Genomic DNA, 11,396 nt, shown 5'->3' with positions numbered 1-11,396 from the left:
AGTAGAAATGTTTGAACAACACCGTTTTAGGAAGTTGAAAAATCAAGTTTCTCTCTCGGTATAGCGTTTATTTTGGCCAATATCTTCTTTAGTTTAGCATTTGTGTATTTCCCATTCGTGTTCTATTTAGCTCCTTATTATGAGTATGTAGCAAGTTACTTATCAAATTCAGCCTCTTTGAGGGTCAAATATGGTTTTGCAAATGGTGACTGACAAGACATAAACAAGGTCAGCAGGAATTTTTTACATAAATGGACATGAATGTATATAACCTAAAATAAGAATAAATTTTAATAAGGGCTGCCCAAAAAGAAAAAAATGCAGTTGCCATCCTATAGATACTTGCAGAAAGGATAAAATTTACTTTTAGACCTTTTGGGATAGCCCTTATTAATACTTCAGATAAAATTCCTTAGGTTATATTTTCAATCCTTTGGACCGGGTTTCCTCCTTGGCATACAGTCCCGGACGCCCGATTATGACATGGTTGGCAACGATACTATCCGCCGGACTGCGTATCTGCGGCGGTGCATTTTCGGGATATTGCGCCTGCCTGTTCCTCACATCTTCCGCTTCCGGCTTGAGCTGTTGCCCTTCATTCTCCTTTTCTGCGACTTCGGGCGTGGGTGGCGCAAGCTCCAGCTGAATTTTTCGGTCAAGGGCGGCAAGTTCGGACTTCAACTGCTTCAGCTCGTCCTCCTTCTTCCACACCTTACCCGCTATCTCCTGTAACTGCGGTATCTCCATCTCCAGCACCTCGTTCTTCGCCTTGTACTGGTCGATGATGGAGGGTATCCTCTCCATCGCGTTGAGGAAGTTGCGGGCGGCGGCCAACGGGTCAGCCATCGCCAGATGCCCGTTGTTGTAGGTGTACTTGTAGTTCCCCTCGACCACGAAGCGGTTGTCGGTGAACTCCAATCCCTCTTTGAGTATCCTTTCGCTCACCACCTTTATCGGAAAACCGTAAAGTTCACCGACCTGCATGTACAACCCTCCGGTCGTGGCATTCTTGGCTATCTCCTGCAAACGCTTTCCGATGACCTTCTCATCGGCGGAATCCACTCCGTCCACCTTTATTATATTAAGGCGGTTGCCCTCCTTGTCGGTCTGCACCACCGACAGGAAGCGGTTCCAGTCCTCCGTCATGGCATCTATGAAAGCCGTGTTGTTGCGCAACTCGCCGGTCTTTGACTCCAGCTTGAACTCCGAATCACGCTTGCCCTTGTTGAACGACTTGCGTTCCCCTTCGAGCGATGCGATCCGCTTTTCCAGTTTCGCCTTGTCCAACAGGTCGGTATTGCCGGAGAGCAACGCCATGTATTCCGAGAAATTCATGCCCGATTTTTCGTCCATTGCCCCCTCGTCGATGGTACGCGCACCCATCGCACCGCTTTTGAGCTGGCTTATGAAAGTCTGCTTGCAGTGCAGGAGGTTGAACTTGTAGCTGTCCAGTGACTTCTCCACCGCGTAGATGATTACATCCACGTTGTTCCCGGCGAAATGTTTGGCAATCTCATTACCTGCCCTAACTCCGCGTCCGTCACGCTGTTGCAAGTCGGACGGTCGCCACGGCGTATCGAGATGATGGATAGCCACACACCGTTTCTGGGCGTTCACACCCGTTCCGAGCATAGAGGTAGAGCCGAACAGCACACGCACCGTCCCGGCGTTCATGGCGTCTATCACCGCCTTCCGCGCCTTGTCGGTCTTGCACTCCTGAATGAAGCGCACCTCGCTTGGCGGTATACCGTAGTCCTCCGTCAGTTTGCGCTTGATTTCCGAATAGACGTTCCACCCGTCGCCCGGCTGGTATGTCCCCAAATCAGAGAAAACGAACTGCGTGCCTTTCTGGGCGTCGTATTTTTGATAATACTCCGCGATCATCTTGGCACAGTGACTCGCTTTGTTGTCGGGATGATCTTCGTAATTCGGGTCTATCATGCGCATGTCGAGTGCCATTTTCCGGGCATAGTCCGTGGCGATGAGCATCTTCGCCTTTTCTTCCGTTTCCGAAAGCGGCAGCCTGCCCAACAAGGTGGCATCGCCCGTCTTGGCGAACTGCATCAGTTTCTGTATGAAGTCCTCCTGTTCCGGCGTGGGCGGTATATGGTGCAGTATCTCGTTCTTGGCAGGACGGTCAACGCCCACATCCTCCGCCGTGCGGTAGTCCGTGATTTCATTATAGAAGGCGGCAAGCTCCGGCACTTTGATGAAGTAGCGGAAACGCTCCTTCTGGACCACATTGTTCGTCACGTTAAATTCAAAATCCGTCGTCTTCTTGGCAAATATCGCCGCCCAAGCGTCGAAACACCTTATGTCCTGCCGTTCCAGCTCCTTCGGGCGCAGGTACTTGAACAGCAGGTACAATTCAGTCAGTGAGTTGCTGATAGTCGTGCCGGAGAGGAAGGTCGCACCCAAGTCTTTTCCTGTGCGCTCCTGTATGGTGCGTATGGCAAAGAGCATGTTAAGTGCCTTCTGGCTTCCCTCGCTGTTTCCCAATCCCGCCACACGGTCGTGGCGCGTGTTGAAAGTCAGATTCTTGAACTGGTGGCTCTCATCTATGAAGATGTGGTCGATGCCCATCTGCTTGAAATCCACCACGTCGTCCGTGCGTGACTTTATGGCGTGTTCCACCTTCTCCAGCTTCGCTTCAAGGTTGTGCTTGCGCTTCTCCAATCCTTTCAGCATCGCCCGCGACACGTTCTTTCCCTGCTGCCGTAGCACTTCGAGGTTTTCCTCCACCGTGTCAAGCTCTGCTTGCAGGATGCGCTGCTGCAATTCCGGCGACTGCGGTATCTTGCCGAACTGGTCGTGCGACATGATGACGCAATCGTAGTCGTTGTTCTTTATATTATTGAAGAAGCGCACACGGTTGGCGGTCGAAAAGTCCTTCTCCGAAGCGTACAGAATACGTGCGTTGGGATATGCCGCCTGATAGGTGGCTGCAATCTCCGCAACGTTGGCTTTCAGCCCGATAATCATCGGCTTGTGTGCCAAATTCAGACGCTTCATCTCATGCGCGGCGATGCACATTATCAGCGTCTTACCGGTTCCCACCTCGTGGTCGCAAATTCCGCCGCCGTTCTGTTTCAACATCCAGACGCAATCCATCTGTGAGGGATAGACGCTCTTGATACCCCGGCTTGCCAGCCCTTTCAGGTTGAGGTCGGGAAAGGTCTGATGGGAGCCGTCGTAGCGCGGGCGCACGAAACAGTTGAACTTGCGGTTATACATCGTCACAAGCCGCTCCTTGAACTGCGGCGACTGCTCTTCGAGCCATTCGGAGAAGCCGTTTCGTATCTCGTCAATCTTGGCGTTGGCGAGTTGTATTCCCTCGCTGTCGCGCATCTTGATGTCGTTGCCATGCTCGTCCTTGCCGATGGACTTCATCATGTCAGGGCAGGTGTTGTGCAGGGCGTGTTTTAGGAGGTGCATACCGTCATAGTTCCGGTAATACCCCTTCACCAGAAACTCGTCCGTGATTTTCATGGTGCGGTAGCCGCACACCACCGAAAACTCGTCCATGCTTGCGGAATAGGCGATTTTCACCTCCGTGTCGAACAGCCGGCTCATGTAGGCGGCATAGACACCCGTCGGAATCCAGCGTTCCCCGAAATTGAAGTCCAGATCCTCGAAGGCGATGCGCTGCGGCTCGGCATCTTTCAGAGCCTCCAACGCCTGCTTCACCTCCGGCATACGCTCATTTTCGGGATTGTCACCCATCCATGCCTCTATGCGTTCCGCTTTCTCTATGACATTTCCGGCGATGAAACGGTCTTTGATTTCGTAACCGGTCACGAGCGGATTGTAGTAGATGCGCCCTTGCAGGGCAGTGAGCAAATCCTCCGCCGTGCTGTCGGTTATCTCCCGCATATAGTCGAGATTGACCGTACCATATTTGTTGAGCGACGCAGACAGGGCTTCTTCGGGAGAGCCTACGTTGGCATGGCTCTCCACCGCGAAGGAAACAGGATGCTCGAAGATGTCCGCCTTGACGAACTTTCCGTTTTCCATCCGTTCCAGCGAAAGGATGTCGCGCCCGCCCGCATCCATCATCACTAACTTCACGTTCTGCTTGGCGTTGAGGTTGCCGTAGCGCATGACAAACTCATCGTAACAGGTATTCAGATGCTCTCGCCACGGAACATTTGCCTCGCGCCGGAGCGATTCATAACGGTACAGACGCTCGTAGGCGTCACGCAGCGACACATACAACAACGCCTTTTCCTTCTGGTATCCTTTCAGGTCGAGCGGCTGGAATGTCGCCCCGTATGGCGTGATGTCTTTCAGGTAGCCGATGTTATGACGCCCCCGGTCAGCCACCAGCGACCCTTCGCGCAGGTGCATCTCCGGCGTGCGGTGGTAGGCACGCGGAGAAAGGTCCACGACTTCCTCCTTCGGCTTTTCCGCTTCGATGTCGGGGAAAAGGAAAGTCCCCACCGCTTCCGATGGGGTATCTGTAACGGCAGGTGCGGCGACTGCCTCCGGCTGTGTTTCCTCCTGTCGTGGCTGCTCACGGGAAGTTTCCGGCACGGCTTTCACTTCCGTCTTTTCCGCCACTTGTTTCTCGTTATGCTGCCTTGCCAGTTCCCGAAGTTCTTTCCTACGCTCCGGCGTCAAACCCATCATCATTTCATAGAAACCGTTGATGGGAGGATTGGTATCCCAGTCCAGTGTGGCATAGATGTCGTCCGGGTCGGCAGGCTTGGCGGTGTTCTCCGCTTTCACCTCCTTATTCTCCATTGCGGGTTTTGCAGTTGGAGCTGTCGGTGTAACCGTGACTTTCGGTTTGGGCGGAGTGGACTTTGCCGTAACTGCCTTTTTCACCGTCTTTTTCTTTTTGGAGGTTTTCGGTTGGCTGACCTCTTCCGTCATCCCCCAGAGGTCAAGCAGGGTGAGCTGCACGCCTGCGGAATATTGCGGGCGCGGTTCTATCTCCGGCTTTTCATCTGCGGGTTGCGGCTTTTCTGTCGGAGTTTCCACCGTCTGCGCCGAGGATACTGTTTCCAATTTTATGGCAGGACGCTCTACTTTATTTTGAACGGCAACTTTTTCTTCCGTTCCTGCCTGCCGGATTGAACCCGAATACAAGCGCATGGCAAGCCTGTAATGGAAATCCTCGTCGAGCATACGGCGCAAATCCCCGGCGATGCCTGCTGCCTTGCCCTCGTGCAGATAAACCATAGCGGGCTTCCCGTAGGGGTCTGTGTCAAGTTTCGCCATCGTATGCACGATGCGTTCCGGGTGGTGGATGAAATAGGCGTTGTCGGTCAGGGCGGTTTTCGTGTCCGTCTGTATCACGGTCATCAGCCGCTCGTCCTGCGACATTTCCTTCTTGCTGAGGTTCTTTTGCAGGACAATCAGGTCACTGCCCACCTCCGTGCCCGCGTTGTCCGTGAACAGGTTGTTGGGCAGGCGTATCGCGGATACCAGATTGGCCTGACTGAACAGCTCGTTACGCACGGAGGTCTTGGTGCTATTCAATACCCCTTGCGAGGTGATGAACGCCACGATACCGCCGTCACGCACGGCATCCAGTCCTTTGAGAAAGAAATAGTTGTGGATGGTTTTCTGGGCGGAGCGTCTGCCGAAAGAGTCGCTCCGCTGAAACTCCGCGTCGAACACGGCAATGTCACCGAACGGAATGTTGGACACCGCCAAGTCGAAATAATTGTTGAACGGTCTTTCGATTTTCTCAAAACCGCAGGTGCGCATTTTCTGGTCGGGATAGAGATGCCTCAAGATTGTACCCGTGAGCAGATCCTTCTCGAAAGCCATCACATCCGCATTGGGGCTGTGCCGCAGCATGGAATCCACGAACACGCCGACACCTGCCGACGGTTCGAGCATACGGGCGGGGCGGACGCTGTAATCTGCCAGCACGTCCGCGATGGTGTCGGTTATCTCTTTGGGGGTGTAGAAAGCGGTCAGCACGGACGCTTTCAGCGAATCCACAAACCGCTTGTACTCTGTTTCGTCCTTGCTGTTCTCACGGATAAGCCTGTGCAGCTCCACCGTCGGGGCGAACAGTTCGAGGTCGGATTTCGCCCACCGGACGGCATCCGTCAGTTCCTTTGCAGGGTTGAGGATACATTTCAGACCGCCGAAACCGCAGTACCTTTGAAGTATGGCACGCTCTTCGGTTGTCGCTGTCCTATTTTCCCTGTCAAGGATGAATGCCGTCCGTATCGCCTCGATGTTGTCCCGCAGTTTCTGTTTGCGGTTAAACGCCATATTCGTCTAAGTAAAGGACGGTTGCTCCCGTCAGCTCCGTGTAGAGCAGGTCGTAATCGGAAGACAGGGCGAAATTGTCATCCGAGAGGTCATAGACGGAGAACACGTTGCCGACAAGCGGCAGCAGTTTCAGGACAAAGGCTTCACGCTTCTCTTCCGGCACTTCATCGGCAAACTCGTTTTCCACGACTTCGCGGAGGATGGCGTAACGGGAATAATGCAGCCCGCGCAGCAGCGTGTCCATCGCCAGTTCCTGCGCACCATCGGCGGGATAGCCTTCAAGCCGTGCCCTCTCATACGTTTCGGCGGCACGGTCGGCCCGTTCCCGTATGAAAGCGGTGTCGTCAGCCTGTTCAAACTTGTTCGTGCGGAGATAGTCCAGCAGGTACAGACCGTAATAGGAAAAGTCGGTCTGACCCTCGTTTTTCTTCTTGTTGTTCATTACTTTGGATTTAGCGGATTGATAATTAACGGGATAATCGGTTGGAAAAAGGAAGAAAAAGGCACTCGGTATCCCTCCGAGTGCCACCACTAAATCCAAAGTATGAGTGTAATCCGGTATCGAAGAACAATTCATTACTCTGAACAAGTGGCAAAGTTAATACTATTTCTTCCGTCCTGAAAATTTCTTGTCCTTTTTAGCCTCCGGGAACACAAAAGTCGTGTTATATTCCCCGTCAAAGGCGACAACAGCATCGAAACTCTTGCCCTGTTTGCTCTTGAACCCTTTGAGCAGCTTGGTATGCCCTTCGGTGAGCAGGTCTTTGATTTCATCGTCGGACAGGGTGCGTCCCGCTTTCAGCCGGAACACGGGCAGTCCGCACTCCGTGTTGTCGCAGCGTACCACCTTGCCGTAGAACCGCATCCTGCCCGTGCCACACTTGGGACACGCGCAGCCGGAGTCACGGCTGCCGAAGAGCTTGTCGCACGAGATCAGTTCGGAGGTTATCTCACGTGTGTACGCCTCTATCTCCTTGCGGAAGGTGTCGTCGGACAGTTCCCCGCGCTCGATACGCGCCAGCTCCTTTTCCCATTCGCCCGTCATGGCAACATCGGCGATGCGCATCGTCTTGACGACGGAATTGAGGGCAAGTCCTTTTTCGGTGGGAACAAGCGACTTCTTGCAGCGTTCCATGTAACCGCGCTTGAAAAGCGTTTCGATGATGGAGGCGCGTGTGGCGGGAGTACCGATGCCACAGTCCTTCATCGCCTGCCGCAGTGCGTCGTCCTCAATTTCCTTGCCCGCCGTTTCCATTGCCGAGAGCAGGGTGGCTTCGGTATGCAGCGGCTTGGGTTTGGTCTTTCCTTCGGTAATGGACGAGCCTTTCGGTGTCAGCGTGTCGCCTTCCTGCCAGCCGGGGATGGTAATTTCCTCTTTTTCCTCGCCATAGACGGCACGCCATCCGGTTTGCTTCACGACGCTGCCTTTTACGGTAAACTCCACTCCGGCACATTCCGCCGTGACAGTGGTCACATCCTTGACGCATTTCTCAGAGAATGCCTCGACCATGCGCCCGGCAATCATCTGATAGATGGTATTGTCCTCTTTGGAGAGGAAGAGCGGTTTCTCACCCGTGACGAGCAGGGCATGGTGGTCTGTCACCTTGCCGTCGTCCACGCTGCGGCGTGTCGGGGCGGCTTTTGCCCGCACCTTGTCTTTCCATTCGGGCTGTGTGCCGATGAAAGCGAGCAGTTTGGGAATTTCGGCAAACACGTCTTCGGGGATGTAGCGGCTTCCCGTTCTCGGATAGGTTATCAACTTCTTTTCGTAGAGTTTCTGCGCGATTTCAAGCGTCTGTTCCGCCGTGAAGCCGTGCTTGGCGTTGGCTTCTTTCTGGAGCGTGGTCAGGTCGTAGAGCAAGGGAGTTTCCTCCGTCTTCTCCTTGCGCTCGGCTTTCGTGACAGTGGCGCAACCTGCCGCCTTTACCTTATTATATAGTTCCATCGCCGGTTCTTTCTCTTTCCATTTCTCGGAGGATGAGAATTTCACGACTTCGCCGTCGCAACCGTCCGTTGCGATATGGAGCTGCCAGAATGCTTCGGACGTAAAGCGGCGGTTCTCCCAGTAGCGTTCACATACCATAGCCAACGTTGGTGTCTGCACCCGCCCCACGGAATACGTGCCGTGTCCGGCGGCGATGGATAACGCCTGTGTGCCGTTGATGCCCACGAGCCAGTCGGATTCGCTCCGCGCTTTGGCGGCGAGGTAGAGGTTGTCGTATTTGCTGCCGTCTTCGAGTTTCCGCAGTCCCTCGCGGATAGCTTTGTCGGTGAGAGAGCTGATCCACAGGCGCACGAAAGGAGTGGTGCAACCCGTATAGTGGTAGAGGTAGCGGAAGATAAGCTCTCCCTCGCGTCCGGCATCGGTCGCCACGATGATATGTTCGCTTGTGTCGAACAGTCTTTTGATGACTTTTATCTGCGACACCACGCCGCTGTCGGGCTTGTAACCTTTCTCCGTCCTGACCTGACGGGGGACGAGCGTGAATGTGTCGGGAATAATCGGGAGGTTGTCACGGACAAATCCGCGCACGCCGTAGCCGTCGGGCATGGCAAGCTGAACGAGGTGTCCGAATGCCCATGTCACGGCATAACCGCCTCCCTCGAAATATCCTTCCTCTCTCTTTGTCGCGCCCACGATGCGGGCGATTTCACGTGCCACGGAGGGCTTTTCTGCAATGATTGTCTTCATGTCTTCTTCTTTTTTGTTGATACTTTGGATTTTATTTTGGATTCAGTGGCGGACACGGGATTACATTTTCATGCCCTTGCCCGTTTTCTTCTGCGGCTTCTCCTGCTGCTGTTGCTGGCGGGCGTCCTTCGGGTTGGTCTGACCTTTCTGCAACGGCTCTCTCAGATTCTTTGTAGCCTCGTTGGTCTTGCCATCGTTGTTCACCGCCACCTGCGTGCGGCTCTCGTTGGACGGAGCAACCTGCTGTGCATTGTCAGGGTTCGTGTCGTAGCGGTACGGGCGTCCCTTCTCCGGGTTGAACTTGATATACATCGTGGCATGGAAGCCCTGCTTGTCGGTCACGTTCTCCAGCTTCACGGCTTTACCCGCCACATAGTCGGCTTTCTGCTGGTCGGTGAAGCTCACGCCGCTCCATTTGCTGATGGGGCGGATGCTGCCGTCCTCGTTCGTCCACGTGTTGCGGCGTTGCTCCTTCTTGGTCTGTGCGGCATTTTCCCCGCCCTGCGCCTGACTTTTCGATGTGTCGCCTTTGGTTTCCTGTGTCTGTGCGGTACGGGGCGACTTGCCGGTTCCCGGCACGAACTCCACGCCGCGCTGCTCCACGTTCACTTGCAGGGTGGTGACGAACTTTCTGCCGTCGTTGCGCTCGATGAGCTTGTCGCGTACGGGCAGTCCGGCGCGGAGCATGTCCCGCTCCTGCGTGGTGATTTCCGTCTTGCCGATGCGCTCCGGGATGCGCACCCTGCTTGCCGGAATGTCCGTGATTTCATTCGTCTTGCGGTCGATGCTGATGTAGGAGGGGATGATCTCGCCCGTTTCCCTGTCCACAATGTCCACGACCCTACCGAGATTGCCCGTTTCGCGGAGGTTCTTCCGGTCATTGTCGGAGAATTTGTGTTCCTTGTACTCATCCAGCTTCTGCTCCTTGCGGATGAAGTGCGGCACGAGGCTGATGTTTCCCTCACCGTCCTTCTTGAAGGAGAGGCGGGCGTCCAGCTCGAATGATTCGCCGCCGAAGGTCGGTTTGACCTTTACCAAGTCGGACTTGCCATAGTTGAGCATCTTCGTAAGGTCGCCGGACTTTTCAAGGTTGTCCCGCTTTACGCCCCATCTGTCCTCCAGCTCCTGCCAGTTGATTTTACTCTCGTCGATGGGCTGGTAGCCACGTTTGCCCTGCATCTGTTCGGATTTGTCCTGTTGCTGTTCTTTCCGTTGTTCCATGTTCTCCTGTTTTTGAGGTTCTTGTTTCTCTGTCTGTTGTGCTGCCATCTCTTCCTGCACCTTCTTCTCATAGTCGGAGGTGTCCACCTTGTGAGGGGCGAGCAGCTCCTTGTTCGCTTCGGGGTCTTTCAGCAGTTGCTTCATCACCTCTAAGAGATTTTCAGCTTGGTCTGCCGCAATGCGGTAGAAACCGAAGCGGCTGGGTTCCTTGCACTGCCGGAAGAAGTTCTTGAAGAAGTTGTCCAGCACGTCGCCATGTCGGTCGAATTGCAGGAAACTCTGCGCGTTCTCCGCTTTTGCGGGGGTGCGCTTGGGTGTGCCGTCCGCGTTCAGCCCGGCTACCACGCTGATCTCGCCTGTCTTCTCGTCACGGACTACCAGCACGTCCTTTTCGTCTTTTTTCTTTGCCATCTGAAAAATGTTTTAATGGGTTATTTATGAAAGAAATTATGGATACGAGCCTTGTAGAAGGCTATATCTTCCTTTTTGAAGTCCTTGATATGGTTGGAAAGGAATGTCAGCACGTCCTCCTCGCTGTAATAGGTCTTCTTGCCCAGCGTCTTGTAGGGCAATGCGCCTACGCTGCGGTAGCGTTGGAGGGTGCGTTTGCTTATCTGGAGCAACATGCACAAATCCTGATTGTCGAAAAGGCGGATGCTTTCCGTGATAGTGGGCTGTTTCCCCTCAGCCTTCATCGCCAGCAGCAGTTCGTCCTGACGGTCGAGCCGTTCCATCAGCTTCTGCATCCAGCCCTCGAAGTTGTTTCGTGTGAGCAGTTCCATGACCTATGTCCTCCTTCCTTTTGGTTTGCCGCCCGTGCGCAGCGTGTGGTTGTGGAACAGGGTGTCTATTGTCCCTTCCTCGTTCCTTACTGTGTTGTCCTCCAATAGCCGCAGTATCTCGGAAAGGCGGTAGCGGCAGCTTCCGCGTACCACCACATACTCGATACGGTGGTCGGTGCGCATACGCTGCATGGTGCGCTTGCTCACGTTGAGCATCTTCGCCGCCTGTGCCGTGTCAAGCAGCTTGTCTTCGGTTTCCCGCTTCCGTTTCTTCTCGTCCCTTGCCTCGCGGATGTACCCTGCGATGTTCGCAATCTGCGCCATCATCTCCTTGTAGGCGGAACTTTCCATTGTTATCACTTTCATGTTCAGTCCTTTCTTTTTGTTTCTGCGACAAAATTCGGCAATAAACAAAAGGGGCTTTAACAACTCACTACGTGACTCACGTAAGATTTTTGCGGAAGATG

The 11,396-nt window shown here is 54.1% G+C and carries 6 protein-coding genes; all 6 read right to left on the bottom strand.

Annotation, left to right across the window (positions count from 1 at the left end; translation table 11 throughout):
* Positions 1–417: 417 nt before the first annotated feature.
* The 6 genes from NQ565_RS12910 to NQ565_RS12885 all read right to left on the bottom strand — a co-directional run bounded on the left by NQ565_RS12910 (position 418) and on the right by NQ565_RS12885 (position 11,358).
* The gene (locus NQ565_RS12910) at positions 418–6,234 is read right to left on the bottom strand and encodes an N-6 DNA methylase (RefSeq protein ID WP_005653615.1); all 5,817 of its coding nucleotides are present in this window, start codon (positions 6,232–6,234) and stop codon (positions 418–420) included.
* On the bottom strand, positions 6,224–6,676 hold the full coding sequence (locus NQ565_RS12905; protein WP_004304266.1) for a DUF1896 domain-containing protein: 453 nt from the start codon (positions 6,674–6,676) through the stop codon (positions 6,224–6,226). Before NQ565_RS12905 ends, NQ565_RS12910 begins: the two co-directional genes overlap by 11 nt.
* Before the next feature lie 162 nt (positions 6,677–6,838).
* Entirely contained in the window at positions 6,839–8,926 is a 2,088-nt protein-coding gene (locus NQ565_RS12900) for a type IA DNA topoisomerase (protein WP_004291456.1), read from the bottom strand.
* 60 nt (positions 8,927–8,986) lie between these two features.
* Positions 8,987–10,558: a DUF3945 domain-containing protein gene (locus NQ565_RS12895; protein ID WP_004291455.1), complete on the bottom strand. Its 1,572-nt coding sequence runs from the start codon at positions 10,556–10,558 to the stop codon at positions 8,987–8,989.
* Between the two features lie 20 nt (positions 10,559–10,578).
* Positions 10,579–10,929 carry a helix-turn-helix domain-containing protein gene (locus tag NQ565_RS12890; protein ID WP_004291454.1) on the bottom strand — a complete coding sequence of 117 codons (351 nt, stop codon included), beginning with the start codon at positions 10,927–10,929 and terminating at the stop codon, positions 10,579–10,581.
* A 3-nt stretch (positions 10,930–10,932) separates the two neighbouring features.
* Entirely contained in the window at positions 10,933–11,358 is a 426-nt protein-coding gene (locus NQ565_RS12885) for a helix-turn-helix domain-containing protein (RefSeq protein ID WP_004291432.1), read from the bottom strand.
* Between the last annotated feature and the right edge of the window lie 38 nt (positions 11,359–11,396).

The organism is Bacteroides stercoris ATCC 43183, from assembly GCF_025147325.1.
In the GTDB taxonomy this organism is placed as follows: Bacteria; Bacteroidota; Bacteroidia; order Bacteroidales; family Bacteroidaceae; genus Bacteroides; species Bacteroides stercoris.
Note: the sequence above shows the minus strand (reverse complement) of the source record. Positions and strands in the feature narration are given on the sequence as shown.

Excerpts from the sequence above, each read along its gene's own strand:
- NQ565_RS12910 (WP_005653615.1), bottom strand. The coding sequence starts at position 6,234 with ATGGCGTTTAACCGCAAACAGAAACTGCGGGACAACATCGAGGCGATA.
- NQ565_RS12905 (WP_004304266.1), bottom strand. The coding sequence starts at position 6,676 with ATGAACAACAAGAAGAAAAACGAGGGTCAGACCGACTTTTCCTATTAC.
- NQ565_RS12900 (WP_004291456.1), bottom strand. The coding sequence starts at position 8,926 with ATGAAGACAATCATTGCAGAAAAGCCCTCCGTGGCACGTGAAATCGCC.
- NQ565_RS12895 (WP_004291455.1), bottom strand. The coding sequence starts at position 10,558 with ATGGCAAAGAAAAAAGACGAAAAGGACGTGCTGGTAGTCCGTGACGAG.
- NQ565_RS12890 (WP_004291454.1), bottom strand. The coding sequence starts at position 10,929 with ATGGAACTGCTCACACGAAACAACTTCGAGGGCTGGATGCAGAAGCTG.